Origin of the sequence: Dolichospermum flos-aquae CCAP 1403/13F, assembly GCF_012516395.1 — a bacterium.
GTDB classification, from domain to species: Bacteria; Cyanobacteriota; Cyanobacteriia; order Cyanobacteriales; family Nostocaceae; genus Dolichospermum; species Dolichospermum lemmermannii.
The window spans coordinates 3,411,324-3,431,295 of sequence record NZ_CP051206.1; the positions used below are offsets into that span (position 1 = coordinate 3,411,324).

Consider the following 19,972-nt stretch of genomic DNA (forward strand, 5'->3'; position numbering starts at 1 on the left):
ATGGATATCACACTAAGTAGGTTGGCGTTAAAAATTGTCGTTGGGGCAAGGGAACAGGGAACAGGGAACAGGGAACAGGAAGAGAGTTTTGGGCGATTTTACTTTTCTTCACATACCTTTAAATTTTTCAGTTCACCTACTTAGTAAAGAGTTGAATAATTGTATTATATTACTGTCAAATACAATTATGAATTAATGAAATTCAAGTTAGGATTTATATTAGTCCGTTCTACATGGATAGCAGTTTTAGCTTTAGTATACTACGAAACTGCACAATTTTCTCGAATTCTCGCTTCTACGCCCCAAAATGTTACACCAGTTTGGCCACCTGATGGTTTTGCTACTGCTGCTATATTACTTTTTGGGTATTGGATTTGGCCAGGAGTATTAATTGGGTCATTCTTAGCAAATATTTGGGCATTTATTAATCCAACCAATATCATTACGCAAATTTCTTCAATTTTACAGGTTTTAGGAATTGCTATTGGTACAACTTCTGGGATATTACTGGGTTGTTTCCTATTTCGCAAATTAGTTGCTACACCCTCTCCTCTAGAACGACTAAGCGACGTGAGGAAATTTTTAGTATTCACAGGGATGATTGGACCAATTGTGAATGCGACTGCGGGAGCAATAGGATTAATATTATTAGGAAAAATATCTATTATTGACTTTACTAATGCATGGGTAACTTGGTGGATATCTAACGTAGCTGGAATTTTTATTTTTACTCCAGCATTACTAACTTGGGGAGAGTTATTTAAAGAATATTTCTTAACGCACAAACAAGAATTTGCAATTAACATAAAATCAAGAACTTTTTGGGGAATTATCGAAATCTTACTCTTATTAAAAATTGTCCTTATTATATGTGAAAATGCTTTTTTTAATAACTATTTTATAGAATACATGATTATTCCTTGTTTAGTTTGGGCAGTTTTTCGGTTTGGGAAACTAGCTGCTACAAACTTAATTGTACTTGTAGCTGTAATGGCTATTTTAGGAACAGTTAGAGGACTAGGAGCATTTAATCGTTCTAACTTAAATGACTCTCTTTTATTACTACAATGCTTTATTGGGGTAATTGTCTTAACAACACTTGTGTTAAATGCTGTGATTAGTGAAAGAAAAACAGCAATATTAATCCTAAAAAATTCGCAAATGGAATTATTTGATAAATCGCTAGAACTTCAGCAAATAGCAGAAATATTAGAGCAACAAAAAGAACAGCTTATTCAGCAAAATTTAGAATTAGAATTAGCAAAACAAAATTCTGTAGATGCTAACAATTACAAAAGTCAATTTCTCACCAACATGAGTCACGAACTGCGGATACCATTAAATGGTATTTTAGGAATTTCTCAAATTTTTCGAGATTCACCAAAATTAACAACATCAGAGAAAGAAGATATTCAAATCATTTATCAATCAGGTGTCCATTTATTATCATTAATTAATGATATTTTAGATATTTCTAAAATAGAAGCTGGAAAAATGGCACTAGAACTACAAAATTTTAACTTTCCTGATTTTTTGAAAGGGATAGTCGAAATTTGTCGTTATTCTACAGTGGAAAAAAATCTTGATTTTATCTATCAGTTTGACCAAAAAATACCTATTATTATTCATACCGATGAAAAACGCTTAAAACAGATTTTGCTAAATCTATTAGGAAACGCTATTAAATTTACGGATATAGGTAAAGTAAATTTGATTGTTAATTTTATTAGTCAAGAACCAAAAAATGAGTTATTTTATTTAACTAAAATAAACTTCCAAGTTACAGATACGGGTGTGGGAATTAGCTCTGAAAAATTAGCCAAAATATTCTTACCATTTGAGCAAGTAGGAGAAAGTAAACTTAAATCTCAAGGCACAGGATTAGGTTTAGCAATTAGTCAAAAAATAGCTCAAATAATGGGTAGTGAAATTAAAGTCATTAGTAAATTATCCCAAGGTAGTCTATTTAGTGTAGAGTTAGATTTTCTCACCCCCAAAGATCAAGATATCCAAAAACCAGTCATTAAATTTGATACCCATTTCTCCCAGAAATTTCCTTTACAAATATTGATTGCTGAAGATAATATTGTTAATCAGAAAATTGCTGAGAAATTATTTCAGAAACTAGGATATCAAGTAGATATTGTCAATAATGGGGTTGAGGTATTAACCGCATTAAAACAACAGATATATGATGTTATTTTCATGGATATACAAATGCCAGAATTAGATGGGATAGAAACAACAAAGGCAATTTATCAAGAATGGGGTAAAACTAATCGTCCTTATATTATTGCTATGACTGCCAATGCAATGCAGTCAAACAGAGATGAATGTTTATCTGTTGGTATGGATGATTTTATTCCTAAGCCTGTCAAATTAGAAGCAATTGTAGAATCAATTCAACTGGTGCAAAAAAGACTTTTTCAACACAGAATTTATCAGTCAGAATCAACAGATTAAGTAGGTTAGCATTGAAAATCGTCGTTATGGCACTAGGCTTGAGGCAAGAGGCAAGAGGCAAGAGGCAAGGGGCAAGGGGCAAGAGGCAAGGGGCAAGGGGCAAGAGGCTTGAGGCAAGAGGCTTGAGGCTTGAGTGAAGAGGGTTTGGGCGATTTTACTTTTCGTGACATATTACTCTTCGAGAAGCCGCTCCGCGTCTACGGTTTTTTTCCGTTCACCTACTTAAAAGCTGCATGACTTCTAAAAAGTACCCAAAAAAAGAGAGTGGGAGGAGGCATTACCAAGCGCCTTTCTCTCCCACTCTATCATTTGCTGCTGAAGCGATTAGGAACTTTATTCATACAGACGAGAACCGTTAATTAGGGGGGTAATTTGCAGGTTAACGATAACGTCTATACTTAGCAGGTATTCCTAGGCAGCAAATACTAATTCTATTTATTTTTTAAGCAATCTTAACAAGAGCTTTTTGCTAATTGATTCAGTCTCTTAACGAATCCCTTGTTTTTGCTCGACTCATATAATTTAGCCTGGTTCGTTTCATGATGGTTGCCAATTTGGCATTTATTTTTAAATTTTTTATTTGTTCATTGCCAACAGTTTGTAATCTATATTTTCCGGGAATAATTAATAGGGGGTCACACCCATCATCCCGGATATAGCTTGATTTCACTGGTTTTTAAGCCATTTTGTCTATGACCATAAAACCAATGTTAAAATATTTTGATTATGGAAAATCAAGGTTTTAAGGATGAGGGGTGAAACCCTTCATTTATTCACTAATGGTGTTGGAGTATATACTAGAGGCTATTAATTTAAATTGTTAAGCCGATTCCTCCAGCCGCAAAATCAATCACGGTTTGATTGGAAAATTCATGGCTTGCTATGGCTTGCAACATTGCCAAAGGTAAGGTGAGATGATTAGCACCGGCTTGGAGAGACGCGGCTGCTTCTGCTGGTGACTTGATACTAGCTGCTAAAATTTCCACATCACTGCCTTTGAGAATGCTGGCCATATCTCGTACCAAAGCAATACCGTCTCCTAACAAGCGTTCAGCCCGATTGACATAGGCTATGGCGATTTTTGCCCCCGCTTCCTTGGCTACTGCGGCTTGTGCGGGGCTGTAAATGCCGGTGACGGAACAGGTGATTTCTGAGGAAAGGGTGGCTACTACCTCAAATCCTAGGGGTGTGGCAGGAATTTTTAAGATGGTTTGAGAACCAATAATTTCAAAAGCTTTTCTCCCTTGGGCTATCATTTTCTCTTTGTCTGAAACGAGGAGTTGATAATATACCGGACCTGAAGTTAAGGAAACTAAGGTTTTGAGGGTGGTTTCTGGTGGGGTGTTGGCTTGTGCTAACAATGTGGGGTTGGTGGTGATACCTTTTACCCAACCCCAATGTTTAACAATTTCGGCTTCTGCGGCAATAGCTGAATCTAAATAAAGTGCCATAATAACCCTGATTAATTCTTTCCAGGATTACTTTACAGCAGTTTATCCAGAAGAATTAACAGAAATATCTTACCTAATTTTTCACGCTATCCTACGTACTCACCTCAATATAAAAAACATTTATGCCAATCTAGCCAAAAAGTGAGATACTGCAAAAAAATTATATATTCACCTCACATAACAACAAATGGAAAAACTACAATTATTTGGTATGCCTGCGGAGAAAGGGCGATGGCTACTGATACCTCTAAGTATCACTGTTTTACTGTGCTTGGGTACAGTTTATTCTTGGAGTATTTTTAGAAAACCTTTGGAAAAACTTCTTAGTGTGGGTGCAACTGATAGCCTATTACCATTTACGGTGCTGCTGGTTGTATTCGCAATTTTAATGCCAATCACTGGCTTTTATATCAATCGTTTTGATACTCGTTTGATTACAGGTGTTGGTGGTTTAATTACGGCAGTAGGTTATATTCTCTCTAGTTTGGGTGGCAATATTCCTACATTAACTATTACCTATGGTGTGATTGCTGGTATGGGTGTGGGTATCACTTACGGTGTACCATTGGCTGTGGTGGCTAAGTGGTTTCCTGATAAAAAAGGTTTGGCTGTGGGCGCTACTGTGATTGGATTTGGTTTGTCACCTTTAATTACTGCACCTTTGGCCAAGTTTCTGATAGATGCTGTTGGAGTTCAGCAAACTTTTGTAATTTTAGGTATTGCTTTTGCAGTTATTATTACGGCTATTTCTACTGTCCTCACAACTCCTCCTCCAGGTTGGCAACCAGAAGGATGGACTCCACCCGGATCTGTGCAAACAAATTCTCACACGACAACTTCAGAATCAATTCTTCAGACTTCCAGTTTTTATGGCTTGTGGTTGTGTTATACCATTGGTTCTTTTGCGGGACTGGCAGCTATTGGTATTTCTAGTCCTCTAGCACAGGAAATTATTAAATTAGATGCAGCCACAGCCGCAAATACAGTTTCTCTGTTTGCTATTTTTAATGGTGTGGGACGGTTGTTTTTTGGGTGGTTTACGGACAAATTTACGCCAAAGTTGGGGGCAATTGTTTCCTTTGTTTTAATTTTGATTGGTTCGATTATGATGCTGAGTGCGGGTAAGGGCAGTGTACTCACTTATATAGTCGCTTTTTCGCTATTTTACTTCGCTTTGGGGGGTTGGTTAGCGATCGCTCCCACTTCCACTTTAATCATGTTTCCATCCCAAGACTATGCCAAAAACTACGGTATTGTCTTCACTGCTTACGGTATGGGGGCTTTGGGTGGAACTTTATTAGCTGGCAAAATTAGAGACATTTTCGGCAGTTACACTAATTTCTTTTATCCAACTGCGGGATTAGCCATTGTGGGAATTATTGTGGCTGTATTCATGCTGAAACGCACTTCTGCCAATGCCGATTTAGTCACATAATTTCTTCAATTTCGACATCCCCTCTTTGCTTGTGCTTTCCCACATTAGTTAGAGGGTTGTCGGATTATTATGTGCATTTTCTAATTATTTTTAATTTTCTGCAAGAGTCAGATCCCCGACTTCTTAGAGAAGTCGGGGATCTTATCCCTATAGTGTGTTCAGTTACAGTTATTATCCCGTTAGTTAAGCAAGAATAGAGATTATTGAATTCAATTCCAACTCCTGAATTCTTTTTTGATAACTGATATGTAGCCATTTATATAAATTTTATGCTGCGGTTTTATGAAACCTCGAATTATTGTTTGCGGCTTAGGGCGTACCGGATATAAAATATTTCGGTTACTGAGAGAACATGGGGCTTTAGTAGTAGGTATTCATCGCAAACCCGTTGCTGGTGAAACTGCTGCTAATGTAATTGTTGGTGAGTTACAGGCAGTTGCCACTTTGCAAGCAGCGGGAATTACCGAAGCACATACTTTAGTAATTGCGACTTCTGATGATGCCCTAAATTTATCAATTATGATGCAAGCACGGGTACTTAATCCCCAAATTCGGATTATTAACCGTTTTTATAATACGAATTTAGGTGAACGTCTTGATCAAACTTTGTCAAATCATTTAAGTTTGAGTGTTGTGGGTTTAGCAGCACCAGTATTTACCTTTGCCGCTTTAGGAAACAAAGCCATTGGCCAAATTAAATTACTTGAGCAAACTTGGCCAATTCAAGAAGAATATATTCACGAAAATCATGCTTGGAAGGGTAGAAAAATTAGCGGTTTATGGGAAGATCCAACGCGAATGCTGATTTATTATGTCCCTATCCAAGGGAAAATGAATGTAGTTTCAGCAGTGTTATTAGATCAACAATTAAAAGTAGGTGATCGCTTAATTATTGGCACTCAACCCCGCATTCGTCCACAACGTAAATCATTTATTAGAAAATTAATCAAAGCTTTTGCTAATATTAGGGAATTTCAGAAACACGCCCAATCAGTTGTCGGCATGGCAATAGCTTTATTAGTAATTATTTTACTCTCTACATTTACCTATGTTGCCAGTAAGCATAATCTCTCTTTTGTTGATGCTTTATATTTTGCTGTCGGCATGATTACAGGGGCTGGTGGTAATGATAAAGTCGTAGAAAATGCACCTGATAGCATCAAATTATTTACCGTTATCATTATGCTAATTGGGGCTGTGGTAATTGGGCTTTGGTACGCTACGCTGACAGATTTTATCCTGGGTAGTCGCTTAAAACAATTTCTAGACGCAGCGAGAATTCCCCAACATAATCATTATATTGTTTGCGGTTTAAGTGGTATCGGCATTAGAATTGTTCAACAATTACATCTGAGTGGCCATGAAGTAGTAGTAATTGAAACAGACGCTAATAATAGATATGTGACTACTGCTAGAGGTATGAGTATTCCTGTCATCCTTGCTGATGCCAGTTTTCGCGCTACTCTACAGTCAAGTAATATCAACACAGCTACCGCAGTTTTAGCTGTCACTAGCAATGATGCTACTAATTTGGAAATTGCTCTCAAAGCTAAGGCTTTAGCACCGAATATTCCTGTGATTGTCAACTATGCTGATCCCGATTTTGCTGGTATAGCACAACAGGTATTTGACTTTGAAGCTGTACTCAGTCCCGCTGAACTAGCTGCCCCTGCCTTCGCTGCTGCTGCCCTAGGTGGTAGGATTATTGGTAATGGCATTATTGCTGATAATTTATGGGTAGCTTTTGCCACCACAATTACACCAATACACCCTTTTTGTGATGAGTGGGTGAAAGATGTGGCCAAGTTGGCGGATTTTGTGCCTTTGTATGTGGAAATCAACCACGAAACTGTACAGGGCTGGGATTTATTAGAAACGATTCTCGCCCCCGGAGATGTTTTGTATTTAACCATGCCCGCTAACAGGTTGAATCAATTATGGCGAGAAGAAGGAAAAGGTATTGGAGTTTAATTGATTTTTATGGCAAGATAGTTCTTCCTCGTCAGTTTCAACTATATCAGATTCCCAGCCGCAAGTCAACCCCCTTTACCTATAAAATGCGAAATTTTTTTCTTTTTTTGGTAATTATATTATGCCTACGACACGCGCAAAGGCGCAAAGGTTGAATTTGCTCACCTGTTACCTATTTGTAGGATGATAATGTAGCACTTGTACAGTGTTATTGCATTCCCAAATAGGAAAATAGCGTGTCAATTCAAGAACATAAAATTACGGTAGATTCTTTAGAATGGTTTTATCGGGAAGCTGAACCGATTGGGAGAACTGATTTAATCCCTGTGTTATGCTTACACGGGTTAGTTTCTCAAAGTTATAGTTGGAGAAATGTTATTCCCAGTTTAGCAGCACAGGGAAATAGAGCGATCGCACCGGACTGGATTGGTTACGGATTTTCTGGTAAACCCGAAAAACAGGATTTTGCTTATACTCCGGACGCATTTATCACAGCTTTGGATGGATTTGTTAAAGCTTTAGAATTAGAAAGATTTTCCTTAGTTGTCCAAGGATTTTTAGGTTCAGTTGGGTTACAATATGCCTTACGTCATCCTGAAAAGATTGCTAATATAGCGATTTTAAATACACCAATTTCTACTTCTGCCAAAATTCCTTGGAAAATCAAACAAATGGGTTTACCATTAGCTGGAGATATCATTACCCAAGATCCTTTGTTGGTTGATAGAACATTGGAAGGGGGTAGTCGTTACCGCATTGAAGATGAAGATTTAGATATTTATAGAAAACCATTTTTGAAAAGTTCTGCTTCTGGGAGAAGTCTCCTCACCACAATTCGCAATTTCCAACTAGAAAAAGCGATGATAGAAATAGAAAATGGGTTTAAAGAATGGCCACAACCTATTTTAGTCCAATGGGGGATAATTGATCCTTGGTTATCTGTAGATATGGCGGAAACTTTCGTTAAATCTGTCGCCAATGGTGAAATAATTAAACTTAATAATGTGGGACATTATCCCCAAGAACATTATCATGAAGTAATTTTACAGGATTTATTACCATTTGTCCGGCGTTCCCAGTCGAATTAGAGGAGGAGTCACCGAGTCAGGAGTCAGGAGTCAGGAGAAAGAAAGAAGAAAGAAGAAAGAAGAAAGAAGAAAAGTTATCTCCTGTTCCCTGTTCCCTGCTGTAAGATTTACACTTCTTAACCTATCCACATCCTTGCTGTGAAATCACCATAACCTGATAATGAGAGTAGATGCAATCATTTGTAAATTGATGAAGGTAGGTTAGGATTCATGGCTTATTCGTGGTTTAAAGCATTTCATATTATTGGCTTTGTGGTTTGGTTTGCGGGGTTATTTTACCTAGTGCGGTTGTTTATCTACCACGTTGAAGCGAACCTTGAACCAGAACCAGCAAGAACGATACTGAAAAACCAGTATCAAATCATGGAAAAGCGTCTTTACGATATTATTACCACTCCAGGTATGTGCGTAACAGTAGCTATGGCTATTGGTATCTTATCTACAAACATGGAACTGCTACAAGAACCCTGGTTACATTTCAAATTAGGGTTTGTAGGTATATTAATTGGCTATCATTACTACTGTGGAAGATTAATGAAGCAGTTAGCAGCAAATGAATGTAAGTGGACTGGTCAAAGTTTACGCGCATTAAATGAAGCACCAACACTTTTATTAGTTGTAATTGTGATGTTGGCGACATTTAAGAATAACTTACCAACGGATATTACAGCTTGGTTAATTTTTGGTTTAGTGATTTTCATGGCTGTGACTATTCAACTTTACGCCAAAATCCGCAGACGTAATCAAGAAAAACTCACAGCAGAATTAAATCAAATTCCCCAAGGGTAATCATGTATTTTTTCCTTTGCGCCTTTGCTTCTCTGCGCCTCTGCGCGAAACAAAAACAATGATATGATTATCGAACACTGCCAGCTTGACAATCCCGTAACCATAGTTTAACACCTTGAGCGATCGCCCCGTTACTACTATTTCTCGGTGGTGCGATAGGTGGTTTGACTGGATAACTACCGTCTTGGGTAAACATCATTACCACAGTCCAACCAATGTTCGTTTTTGTCAAAAATAGCCTGTGAAATTCTTGTAATTCCACAGGTTTTTTGTGGATATATGTCCGTTCTAGGGTAGTAAAGAAAACCTGTTTTACTCCTTCGGCGTTATACTTATCCCCATTATCAATACTTGGATTTAATGGTAAAGGTTCAAATTCTGGTTTACCAGCAACTAATATATAGGAAAAAGTATCCACACTCCTGTTCAGAATACGCGCACGCTGGATAACACGATTAGTATAGCTAGGTAGATCTAATATTAGCTGAGTTGTTAAAGTTTCTAAACTTTGCTCAGAACAAGAATTACTAATTTTGGGATTTACAGGTTTGGGAGGAATATTTTTAGCATCAGCGGAGTAATGAAATCCAGGAGAAATAAACAGCCAGCAATTACAGGCTATCAAATATAAGCACCAAAAAGCAGGAGAGAAATTTACTTTCTTCTTCCTTTTGCTTTTTTCCTCTGGAATTCCTAAACTACAGTCAGGGTTTAGCATTGCTCATTTTTGCTACAATTGGTGTCTAATTAACGTAAAACGTAAAACCGATTTGATTTAATAACTTACCCCCAACAAAGGCAAAAAAATAGTATTAAGAGGGTTGACAATTGATTTTGAATTTGTTATCATAGAAATGACGAGGAAGAACTATCTTGATAATCAGATTATATCTTCAACTCCTCTAAAATCTGATTCCAAGCTAACTCAGGAACAGCCGCCGCAGTAATGGGACGACCGATAACGAGATAGTCTGCACCCGCTGTGATAGCTTGAGAGGGAGTGAGCGATCGCTTTTGATCTCCCTTCTCAGCCCATGTTGGCCGCACCCCTGGACAAACCAGCAAAAAGTCTTTTTCACAACTTGCTCTTAATTGTTGCACCTCTTGGGGAGAACAAACGACCCCATTTAAACCAGAATTCTGTGCCAACAGTGCCATTTCTAAAGCAAATTCTGGCAATTCTAAAGGTATTTTTAAATCAACCGCCAATTGTCGCGCCGAAATACTGGTTAACAACGTAATAGCGATTAACTGAGGTGGTTTTGTTCCGGCTTTTTCCGCCCCAATTTGCACCGCTTCCGCCGCAGCTTTTAAAGCATCATTACCACAAGTTGCGTGAATTGTCAATAAATCCACCCCATAACCAGCCGCAGCGCGACAAGCACCGGCGACAGTATTGGGGATATCGTGAAATTTCAAATCTAGGAAAATTCGCTTTTCTTGAGATTTGAGGATTTCCAGAATCTTGGGACCAGTGCTAGTAAACAACTCCAAACCAACTTTCCAGAAAGTGACTTGGGGAAGTTTATCAACAAGAGCGATCGCACTCTCTAAATCTGGTACATCTAAAGGAACAATTATTTTTTCATCATTCATAATTCTGGTTATTACTTATTACATATTATCCAATTTATTATACTTTAATAGCGATGTTTAATATGACTACTTTTGAGTAGTTTAACAATTAGATTTACTTAATTAAAGCCTACAAGTGTTTAATAACATGTAAATACTGTGTAATAGAGTACAACAAAAATTTTGCTCTTAACCCTGTTATTTCCTTAATTTATAAGTTTAAATTATAGATATTTAAAAAATAGTTTAAATATTTCTATTCTGGAAAAATTAATATAACTTCATATTTATATTTTCTTAATATTTTATTGAGAATAATTTCTATTTATCAACGATCTTGCAATAGTTTCAGCGATTTGGTAAAATTTCATAATCTAGGCGTAGTATCTAAATTTTCTCAAGTCGCAGGAAGTAGAATCTGGAAATCCTTTATTTATAGGTATTTGAGAAATAGGGAAAGTGAGAACGGGGAAAATACTCAGGAGTGATAGAGAATTTTTTGGACAAATTTAGAAATACCTTGATGTAGTTTTGTAAAGCAACGTCAAGGGTGGGTTGACAAAATAGACAGTTTATGATAACGGAATCAGCAAAGATATTAAAATCATGCTAACGATAAAAATTTTAAATAAGATAAATAAAAACATCAAAGTCATTCTTATTTTTAGACAGGGAATAGATTCCCTGACTGACTCTGGAGTGCTGATAGCTGACAGCTACTTTACCAACCGCACAAAATTCTTCTTACCCACCTGTAAGACCTTATCATATAAATCATCAGGTGTAGAAAAACTTAAATCCGCATCAGCAATCTTATCACCATTTATCCTCACTCCACCCTCCTGAATTTTCCGTTTACCTTCGGCTGTACTTTTACATAAACCGGTAGCACCTAAAATAAACGCTAATTTCGCCGGAAATTGAGGAACAGCAGCCACAGAAAATTCTGGTAATGCTCCCTCCTTCCCACCACTTTTTGCCGCCTCCTTCGCCTCATTAGCCGCTTGTTCACCGTGATACTGACGGACAATTTCCCAGGCTAAAAATTCTTGGGCGTGGCGCGGGTTTTCTGGCAGACCATCCAAAGATAAATCCGTCAGCAATTCAAAATACTGCGACAGTAAATTATCTGGTATACCTTGAAGTTTTTGATACTTTTGGGAAGGATGTTCACCCAACCCCACATAATTACCCAAAGACTTAGACATTTTTTGGACACCATCAGTCCCAATTAAAATTGGTAATAACAGTCCAAATTGAGGTTTTAGACCAAAATGACGTTGTAGATCTCGTCCCACAGCGATGTTAAATTTTTGATCAGTCCCTCCCAATTCCACATCAGCTTCCACAGCCACAGAATCATAACCTTGCATCAGTGGATACAGGAACTCATGGAGAAAAATAGGACTCTCTTGTTTATAACGTTCCGCAAAACCTTCCTTAGCCAACATTTGTCCGACCGTCATTGTGGAAAGTAACTCCAAAGTTTTCCCCAAATCTAGACGGGAAAGCCATTCTGAGTTATAACGGACTTCTAACCTACCGGGAGTATCAAAATCTAAAATAGGACGGACTTGGTCAAGATAAGTTTGGGCATTTTGTGCCACATCAGCTTCCGTAAGTTGACGACGCACCTCAGATTTACCAGTAGGATCACCAATTCGGGCAGTAAAATCACCAATAATCAGTACCGCTGTATGACCAGCATCTTGAAAAGTCCGCAACTTCCGTACAGGTATACTATGACCCAAATGAATATCTGCCCCAGTCGGGTCAATACCCAGTTTAATCCTTAACGGACAGTCAGAATTGAGTAACCGCTTTTCCAAACTTTCCGGATCATTATCACCATTATGGGGAAAAATTTCTGCCACACCACGATGCAACCAAGAGAAACTTTGCGTCATACTAAGAAATTCGCTATTAACTATACTTTCCACTCTAAAAGTTAAGTTTGTTATGTTCACAAACCAATTATCTGTTCTTTTTCCTGTCAGATTACTATAATTGCAAAAAATTAACTGTCTTTTTCCATTTAATGAATTACATTTAAATTTACAAGTGAGGAAGTGAGATCGCCGTGTCGTCTAGGACTTTTGCAAACAAACAACCACAAGAGAAGGATTCATCTGGATTTGAGTTTTTTAAAGGAGTCGGTCAGATAACTGGGGGTACGCTGCTATCCATGACACTCTTAACAAGCTCTATTGTGGCGGGAACACTGGTAGGTTTAGCCATTAGTTTCCGTAATTTACCAGATGTTAGACAAATAAAAAACTTTTTCCCCTCGGAAACAACTTACATATACGATATAAAAGGCAAACTTTTAACTGGCATCCACGGAGAGGCTAACCGAGAAGTAGTACCATTAAATAAAGTTTCCCCCAACCTCAAACGCGCAGTTTTGGCCAGTGAAGATGGTCACTTTTACGATCATCACGGGATTAATCCCACTGGTGTTGGCCGTGCCGTCATAGTCAACATGGTAGCAGGTGGAGTAAAAGAAGGTGGTTCTACCATCACCATGCAGTTAGTAAAAAACTTATTTTTGTCTCAAAAACGGGCATTTACGCGGAAGTTAGCCGAGGCTGTCCTAGCAATTCGGTTAGAGCAAATCCTCAGCAAAGAGGAAATTCTAGAAATGTACCTCAATCAAGTTTATTGGGGTCATAATAACTACGGTGTGCAAACAGCAGCCCGCAGTTATTTTAATAAATCAGCAGAATATTTAACTTTGGGTGAATCAGCTATGATGGCGGGTTTAATCCAAGCACCAGAAGAGTTTAGCCCTTTTGCCAGCATGAAATTGGCCAAACAGAAACAAAAGGAAGTTCTGGGGCGAATGATCGAATTGAATTGGATTACCCAAAAAGAATATGATGATGCCCTGAAACAACCAATTAAACTGGGTAAAATCAGGTCTTTTCAAGGTAGTGCCTCACCTTATATTACGAATACTGTAGCCCAAGAGTTGGCGAAAAAATTTGGACGTGATTCTCTGCTCAAAGGGGGAATGCGCGTCCAAACTACGGTTGATGCTAAATTCCAAGCAATGGCCGAAGAAACCGTTAGAGATTGGCATGAAAAGCTTCAGTCTCAAGGGTTGAATAAGAATCAAATGGCCTTAGTGTCAATTGATCCCCGCACCCATTTTGTGAAAGCCCTTGTGGGTGGTGTAGATTACAAAGCCAGTGAATTTAACCGAGCTACACAAGCTCAACGACAACCAGGCTCTTCATTTAAACCATTTGTTTACTATACCGCCTTTGCTACTGGCAAATATGCACCAGATAGCACAGTGATAGATGCTCCAGTCAGCTACCAAGATGGTAATAATAGGTACTTCCCAAGAAACTATGATGGTGGCTTTGCCGGAGCGATGTCAATTCGCAAAGCCCTCGCTCAATCTCGAAACATCCCAGTGATTAAACTTGGTAAATCGGTGGGGATGAATAAGGTGATTGAAACCTGCCGGACATTAGGAATTATGAGTCCCATGGAACCTGTTACCTCTTTACCTTTGGGTGCTATTGGTGTCACTCCCCTAGAAATGGCCAGTGCCTATGCTACCTTTGCTAATTATGGCTGGCAGTCACCATCTACTGTAATTGTGAGAATTACAGATAGTGCTGGTAACGTGATTCTCGATAATACACCCAAACCTAAACAAGTTCTTGACCCTTGGGCATCAGCAGCGACTATTGATATCATGACTTCAGTAATGACCGAAGGTACGGGAAAAGGTGCTGCTATAAATCGCCCCAGTGCGGGTAAAACAGGAACTACATCCTCAGAAAAGGATATTTGGTTTGTAGGTACTGTACCCCAACTAACTACTGCTGTTTGGGTGGGTAGGGATGACAGTAAACAGTTGGCTAGTGGGGCAACCGGTGGCGGCATGGTAGCTCCCGTTTGGCGAGATTTTATGACCAAAGCACTCAAGGATGTACCTATAGAAAAGTTTAAGCCTCCTTCTCAGTTTCCCCGTCCCAAATCAAATTAATTGGTCAGTTGTCAGTTGTCAGTAGGGGCGAAGCATTTGGAAGATAAATTATCGGTCATTGCCAAAAATAGTTCTCCAAATGCTTCGCCCGTACAGTTGTCCGTTGTCCGTTGTCCGTTGTCAGTGGGAGAAATAATTTTCCCACTGCCTCCCCTGTTCCCTGTTCCCAGTCATTTTGTTTGTTCCAATTCCGCTTTCATCCTTTCTAATGTCACGTTCATTTGTCCAAACATTTGCTGTGGAGTTACCCCAAACTGACCTAGTTGAGTTTTTAGTTGCTCTATGGTCATTTGCGCCATGAAATCCTCTGATAGCTCGAACCGCTTCATAAAGACGCGATATCTGTCCATCATGGATTCCATTTGCTCAATAAACAGCTTTTTGCCCTCGCGGTCAAATTTGCCGTAGCTGTTGCCAAGCTGAATCAGTGCTTGATAATCTTCAAACAATTGCTTGGCTTCTTGCTGGACTATTTCCGAGTCGAAGAATCCCATTTTGCTTTTCTTTAACTGAGTGCTATGACTTCAGTAGCTTCAAATTTTGTCTCTGTTCCCATTTTAGTGTAGAAGATTCATCTAGGGAAACTACTTCGGTTCAAGTAGGAGTTTTTACCGAAATTTCACTACTTGACTTCAAGTGGATAGAGTTAGGGGGGATGTTAATGAAGTTTGGTTGATAAAAACTTACCTAAGAAAGAAGCAATACTCAAGGCTTTGGACATTGATTGAGGATTAACTGTTTCATTGACTTGAATTGGCAAAAGGGCAGCGTATTTTAAAGCTAGTGGTTGTTGAGGATTAATTTTTAATGCTTGACGGATGTAGACTTTACTCATGCCTATAAATTTCTGGTGAAAATGGACTACTCCCAGTAGTGCGTAGTAATCACTGTTAGTTAGGTCTAATTTAATAGCATCTCGCAGTTCTTTTACTGCTAAGTTCCAGTTTTCCTGATTATAATATTCTACGGCTCTCTCATAGTAAGCTTGAGCATAGTTTATTGGCTCTGGTTTGAGAATTGTGCTTGAAGATGAGGTGTCTGGAGGTCTCCGGTCTTCTTCTTGGGGGATGATAGATTTAGATTGATTAGCCAGTGGACTGTTTGGTTTTTGGTGTGATAGATAGACTATATTTAACGTACTTAATTGCTGTGTTATGTGACATGACTGAGATAATGAATGATATTGCTCATACCCATAGGATGTAACTACGTCTTCGTAAAATAATTCTGCTTCTTCAGCAGACATTGTTGATATTGCCTGAATGGTAGAAACTTTGATAGCACTGACTTTCTGTGGATCTAAAACTTCTGCTTCTGAGCGTAGTAAATTTATTGCATTTAAGCGTTTTTTTGTCTGATTGAGTTGTTCATAAGCTGGATTAATCAATCGTGTAAATACTGCTTGAGCTAATTCCTGATCTGGTTGGTTATGCTTGATATAGTTATCAGGATGTAGCAACTTTGCTAGAATATAATACCGTTTACTGATTTGACGTTCATCAGCATTCACTGACACCCCTAGCACAGCGTAGGGATCAAAAAGTAGGTTTAACCATTCTGTTGATAGAGAATTGAGCGACATCATATCATTATTTACAAATTAATCTTGACTATTACTGAATTTTATCTTAAAGTTCCATTCGATATTTTGAGCATGACTGTCAAGCAAGCAATAATTCTATATTATTACAAAAAAAGGGAAGAGGGAAGAAGGAACAGATAAGAAACTAAAGTTTCACCAATTCAAAACTTCAGTCAAAAAAAAGATGTTTTTAAAATATACGTAGCCCAAAAAAAAACAGTTTCATTATTTCAATTTCATGTTTTTAAACATGAGTTTTCTCTGTTCTCTGCGATGCACTGAGCTTGTCGATAGCGAAGCGTGGTGTAAGCCATAGTGTTGCCCGTTCCCTGTTCCCTCTGAAGAATTAATCAGTTCATGAATCAAGTAGAATGGCTATAGATAAAATGATCTTAACTAAACGAAAAAGCCGGACTATTGCTGCTATTTTAGCCTTTTCTGGCACATTAACGATTTCGGGTTTACATAAATTCTACTTGGGACAGCCACTTTGGGGAATACTGTATGTTCTGTTGTCTTGGACACCGATTCCCAAGGTAGCTTGTGCTATTGAAGGGGTTTGGTATTTAACTCAAGATGAAGAAACTTTTGATCGGTATTTTAATTTGGGTGAGTCAGTAATGAAGGTATCAACCCAAGTTGGGAATCAAGTAGAATCAGTTGCTAATGCTTTGCGTGAGTTAGAAACACTCCGTCAAGATGGATTAATTTCTGAATACGAGTTTGAGAAGAAACGTCGGCAAATGTTAGATCAGATTTAGGTAATTGGTAATTGGTAAGTGGTAATTCGTAAAAGGATCAGGTTAAAAATGAATAAGTGGCTACCTTTAAATCTGAAATTGCAAAAGCTTCGCGCCAAGCTGCTGAATGATCCTTATTATCGTTTACAGTCGGGGGAAGAGGTACAAATGGCCGCTGAATTGGGTTTGGGTATTGATGCTAATCAAGCCACTGTGGATGATTGGCTGCGTTTACCTGGGTTGTCAATTCACCAAGGGCGATCGCTTGTGGAACTTTCTCGCGCTGGTGTGATATTCTATTGTATCGAAGATGTGGCTGCGGCTTTGGGTTTGCCAGTACAACGATTAGAACCGCTCAAGTCTTTGCTGAATTTTAATTATTATGATCAAAATTCCCTCGATAAACCCCAGCAAGTTAACCCTAATACTGCTTCGGTAGAAAGTCTTGCCAAAATCCCTTTTATAGATTTATCCCTAGCACAGACAGTTGTGGAAAACCGTCTGGCTGCTGGTTCTTACCGGAGTTTAGCAGATTTTCAACAACGTTTAGAATTATCTGGGGATGCGATCGCTCAGTTGATGTACTATTTGCGGTTTTAGTCAGTGGTCAGTTGTTAGTAGGGGCGAAGCATTTGGAAGATAAATTATCAGTCATTACCAAAAATAGTTCTCCAAATGCTTCGCCCGTACAGTTGTCAGTGGTCATTAGGGGCGAAGCATTTGGAAGATAAATTATCGGTCATTGCCAAAAATAGTTCTCCAAATGCTTCGCCCGTACAGTTGTCATTTGTCAGTGGACTAGATTAAGCCGATACGGTCAAGAGGCCAGAAGCGAAATGTAGCACGACCGATGACGTTTTGACGGGGGACAAAACCCCAATAGCGAGAGTCATTACTATCATTGCGGTTGTCTCCCATGACGAAAAATGCGCCTTCCGGGACTTTGATTTCTGGAAATGGGCTATTTGGTGGTTCGGCAATGTAGTCTTCTGTTAAGGCTGTACCGTTGAGGTAAACTTTGCTTTGAGCGATGCTAATTACTGCTCCTGGTTCACCAATTACCCGTTTAATAAAGGCTTGGTTTTGAGAATATCCGCGTCTTTGTAATTCTGGTGGTGAGTTAAAAACGACGATATCGCCGATTTTAGGGGGATGAATCCGGTATGATACTTTTTCTATGACCAAGCGATCGCCTGTGTGTAAAGTAGGGTACATTGATTCTGATGGAATCAGGCGTGGTTCAGCGATAAATGTCCGAATTAGCAGAGCTAAACACAGGGCAATAGTTATTAAAACTAAATTCTCCTGCCAACCACTCCAGATTTTTGTTTGTGAAGAAGCATCTTTTATATCACTTTCGTGAGGAGTCATAGTTAACAGTGTAAGGGTGATAGAAGGGCAGGGGGAGTTGGGGAAGTTGGGGAAGTTGGGGGAGTTGGGGGAGTTGGGGAAGTTGGGGGAGTTGGGGGAGTTGGGGGAGTTGGGGGAGTTGGGGGGGAAAGAATTTTCCCACTGACAACGGACAACGGACAACGGACAACGGACAACTGACAACTGTACGGGCGAAGCATTTGGAGAACTATTTTTGGCAATGACCGATAATTTATCTTCCAAATGCTTCGCCCCTACTGACAACGGACAACGGACAACGGACTAATGACCATTATCTGATTTAGCGGTAATGACTTCTGTGGGACGGAGGACTTTTTCACCTAAATGAAATCCGCGACGGACAATTTTAGTGATTGTTTGGTCTGGGATATCTGTTCTTTCTTCCCGATCAATGACGCGACATAAGTTAAAATCTGGTTCTGTGCCTTCTTGTAATTCTATAGGTAAAAGTTGGCGCTTTCCTAAAACACCGAGAAACTTGCGATTAACTGCACCTATGGATCTGGGTAAGCGTTCGATAAATTCTGGACTAGGATTGGGATTGTTTTCTAGATAGTCTAATAAAGCTTCTAAGGCATCAGCAACTTCTAAAAGTTCCCAGAATAAATCTTCTGTTTGGGCTGTAGTTTGGGTTTGCTGTTCTCTCAAAGACTGCTGTAATACTACATTATCTTTTTGCAGAATGCCGAGTTTTTGGACGAGTAATTCTCGTAATTCTAAACTAATTAGATAGTTTGGGGATAAGTCAGGCACGGGAAATCTCTTTAGATAGCACAGTTAGAATTTTGTTAGCCCAAGTGTTAATTTGGGAATGAGGATGATTACTCAAAAGCGTTTCCGCAGTAATTACCGCTTCCCGCAGTTGTTTTTTTTGGGCAAAATTTTCAGCTTTCTGACTAGCTTGTTTGAAGCTATCAACTATCATCATGGGGTTTTCTTTTTACAGCTACTAGGAATTTTCAACTCCTGATCTATATCTAATTTATTTTCCCGTTTTTGTAATTCGGCGTTAGCGGCAACGATTAATTGCCAATCAGTAGGTTTACTACAAAACTTGCCAGCAATACTACTAAGAGTATCTCCTGATTTTACGGTATAAGTGGCTAGTGGTGACGCTGGTTTAGGAATGACAGGGGTAATTACCTGGGGACTGAGATTAGGAGTAGTAGTAACTGTAGGTTTAGGAACTGTTGCGGTATATATAGCTGTTTGCAGGGCAAAAAAACTACCTCCTACACCGATAGTAATACCAATCATCAGCATTAAGATAGCGATGCCTGTTGTCCAGGATTTTGGCTGCTGGGGTAATTCTGCCAATGAGCGAATTAGAGAAACATCAGTATCACAATTAGGACAAATGTTGCCCTCAATTCCTTGATACCCGCAAACAGGACAATCAACTTTAGTTTTGGTGTTCATCGCGTAAGTCCCGTGATAATACTATGACTGGGTAATTCTTGATTTAACCAATGTTGCACATCTG

Annotated in this window: 20 protein-coding genes; 10 read left to right on the forward strand and 10 right to left on the reverse strand. The window is 38.8% G+C overall.

Annotation, left to right across the window (positions count from 1 at the left end; all coding sequences use genetic code 11):
• Positions 1-195: 195 nt before the first annotated feature.
• Positions 196-2,463, forward strand: coding sequence for an MASE1 domain-containing protein (locus tag HGD76_RS16495; protein WP_168696428.1), 2,268 nt, complete (start codon positions 196-198; stop codon positions 2,461-2,463).
• Between the two features lie 812 nt (positions 2,464-3,275).
• Here HGD76_RS16495 and HGD76_RS16500 read toward each other — a convergent pair.
• Positions 3,276-3,914: a transaldolase family protein gene (locus HGD76_RS16500; protein WP_148760152.1), complete on the reverse strand. Its 639-nt coding sequence runs from the start codon at positions 3,912-3,914 to the stop codon at positions 3,276-3,278.
• A gap of 187 nt (positions 3,915-4,101) precedes the next feature.
• Between HGD76_RS16500 and HGD76_RS16505 the strand changes: the two genes are divergently transcribed.
• The 4 genes from HGD76_RS16505 to hemJ all read left to right on the forward strand — a co-directional run bounded on the left by HGD76_RS16505 (position 4,102) and on the right by hemJ (position 9,197).
• Positions 4,102-5,349 carry an L-lactate MFS transporter gene (locus HGD76_RS16505; protein WP_168696429.1) on the forward strand — a complete coding sequence of 416 codons (1,248 nt, stop codon included), beginning with the start codon at positions 4,102-4,104 and terminating at the stop codon, positions 5,347-5,349.
• A gap of 282 nt (positions 5,350-5,631) precedes the next feature.
• Complete coding sequence (locus HGD76_RS16510; protein WP_168634420.1) at positions 5,632-7,320, forward strand: potassium channel family protein; 1,689 nt, start codon at positions 5,632-5,634, stop codon at positions 7,318-7,320.
• A 236-nt stretch (positions 7,321-7,556) separates the two neighbouring features.
• Entirely contained in the window at positions 7,557-8,408 is an 852-nt protein-coding gene (locus HGD76_RS16515; protein ID WP_168634419.1) for an alpha/beta fold hydrolase, read from the forward strand.
• Positions 8,409-8,618: 210 nt separating this feature from the next.
• Complete coding sequence (hemJ, locus tag HGD76_RS16520) at positions 8,619-9,197, forward strand: protoporphyrinogen oxidase HemJ (RefSeq protein ID WP_015083228.1); 579 nt, start codon at positions 8,619-8,621, stop codon at positions 9,195-9,197.
• A gap of 67 nt (positions 9,198-9,264) precedes the next feature.
• On the opposite strand, the gene HGD76_RS16525 is transcribed toward hemJ, so the two are convergent.
• The 3 genes from HGD76_RS16525 to tyrS form a co-directional block, all read right to left on the reverse strand.
• Positions 9,265-9,915, reverse strand: a complete 651-nt coding sequence (locus HGD76_RS16525; protein ID WP_168696430.1) for a hypothetical protein — start codon at positions 9,913-9,915, stop codon at positions 9,265-9,267.
• 167 nt (positions 9,916-10,082) lie between these two features.
• Positions 10,083-10,793, reverse strand: coding sequence for an orotidine-5'-phosphate decarboxylase (gene pyrF / locus HGD76_RS16530; protein WP_148760137.1), 711 nt, complete (start codon positions 10,791-10,793; stop codon positions 10,083-10,085).
• Between the two features lie 695 nt (positions 10,794-11,488).
• On the reverse strand, positions 11,489-12,679 hold the full coding sequence (gene tyrS, locus HGD76_RS16535) for a tyrosine--tRNA ligase (RefSeq protein ID WP_233466899.1): 1,191 nt from the start codon (positions 12,677-12,679) through the stop codon (positions 11,489-11,491).
• Between the two features lie 173 nt (positions 12,680-12,852).
• Here tyrS and HGD76_RS16540 point away from each other — a divergent pair, with 173 nt between their 5' ends.
• Positions 12,853-14,775, forward strand: coding sequence for a transglycosylase domain-containing protein (locus HGD76_RS16540; protein WP_148760133.1), 1,923 nt, complete (start codon positions 12,853-12,855; stop codon positions 14,773-14,775).
• A 15-nt stretch (positions 14,776-14,790) separates the two neighbouring features.
• Complete coding sequence (locus tag HGD76_RS16545) at positions 14,791-15,033, forward strand: hypothetical protein (protein ID WP_168204340.1); 243 nt, start codon at positions 14,791-14,793, stop codon at positions 15,031-15,033.
• On the opposite strand, the gene HGD76_RS16550 is transcribed toward HGD76_RS16545, so the two are convergent.
• The gene (locus HGD76_RS16550) at positions 14,946-15,269 is read right to left on the reverse strand and encodes a DUF1825 family protein (RefSeq protein WP_148760129.1); all 324 of its coding nucleotides are present in this window, start codon (positions 15,267-15,269) and stop codon (positions 14,946-14,948) included. The two genes, HGD76_RS16545 and HGD76_RS16550, sit on opposite strands and share 88 nt — an antisense overlap.
• A 164-nt stretch (positions 15,270-15,433) precedes the next feature.
• On the reverse strand, positions 15,434-16,360 hold the full coding sequence (locus HGD76_RS16555) for a J domain-containing protein (RefSeq protein ID WP_325064811.1): 927 nt from the start codon (positions 16,358-16,360) through the stop codon (positions 15,434-15,436).
• A gap of 386 nt (positions 16,361-16,746) precedes the next feature.
• Between HGD76_RS16555 and HGD76_RS16560 the strand changes: the two genes are divergently transcribed.
• The 3 genes from HGD76_RS16560 to HGD76_RS25930 all read left to right on the forward strand — a co-directional run bounded on the left by HGD76_RS16560 (position 16,747) and on the right by HGD76_RS25930 (position 17,904).
• Positions 16,747-17,118 (forward strand): NINE protein, encoded by a 372-nt coding sequence (locus tag HGD76_RS16560; RefSeq protein WP_168697473.1) that lies wholly within the window; start codon positions 16,747-16,749, stop codon positions 17,116-17,118.
• 48 nt (positions 17,119-17,166) lie between these two features.
• Positions 17,167-17,697 (forward strand): ComEA family DNA-binding protein, encoded by a 531-nt coding sequence (locus HGD76_RS16565; protein ID WP_015083239.1) that lies wholly within the window; start codon positions 17,167-17,169, stop codon positions 17,695-17,697.
• A 75-nt stretch (positions 17,698-17,772) separates the two neighbouring features.
• Complete coding sequence (locus HGD76_RS25930; RefSeq protein WP_267904256.1) at positions 17,773-17,904, forward strand: hypothetical protein; 132 nt, start codon at positions 17,773-17,775, stop codon at positions 17,902-17,904.
• Here HGD76_RS25930 and lepB read toward each other — a convergent pair.
• From lepB to HGD76_RS16590, 4 genes are all read right to left on the reverse strand, one after another.
• Positions 17,896-18,468 (reverse strand): signal peptidase I, encoded by a 573-nt coding sequence (gene lepB, locus HGD76_RS16575; RefSeq protein WP_015083240.1) that lies wholly within the window; start codon positions 18,466-18,468, stop codon positions 17,896-17,898. The genes HGD76_RS25930 and lepB overlap by 9 nt on opposite strands.
• A gap of 282 nt (positions 18,469-18,750) precedes the next feature.
• Positions 18,751-19,242, reverse strand: coding sequence for a nucleotide exchange factor GrpE (locus tag HGD76_RS16580; RefSeq protein WP_148760123.1), 492 nt, complete (start codon positions 19,240-19,242; stop codon positions 18,751-18,753).
• The gene (locus tag HGD76_RS16585) at positions 19,235-19,417 is read right to left on the reverse strand and encodes a hypothetical protein (protein ID WP_148760121.1); all 183 of its coding nucleotides are present in this window, start codon (positions 19,415-19,417) and stop codon (positions 19,235-19,237) included. The genes HGD76_RS16580 and HGD76_RS16585 overlap by 8 nt, the downstream gene beginning before the upstream one ends.
• A complete protein-coding gene (locus HGD76_RS16590; protein ID WP_168696432.1) occupies positions 19,414-19,908 on the reverse strand; it encodes a LysM peptidoglycan-binding domain-containing protein in 495 nt (164 codons plus the stop codon). The genes HGD76_RS16585 and HGD76_RS16590 overlap by 4 nt, the downstream gene beginning before the upstream one ends.
• Positions 19,909-19,972 lie beyond the last annotated feature (64 nt).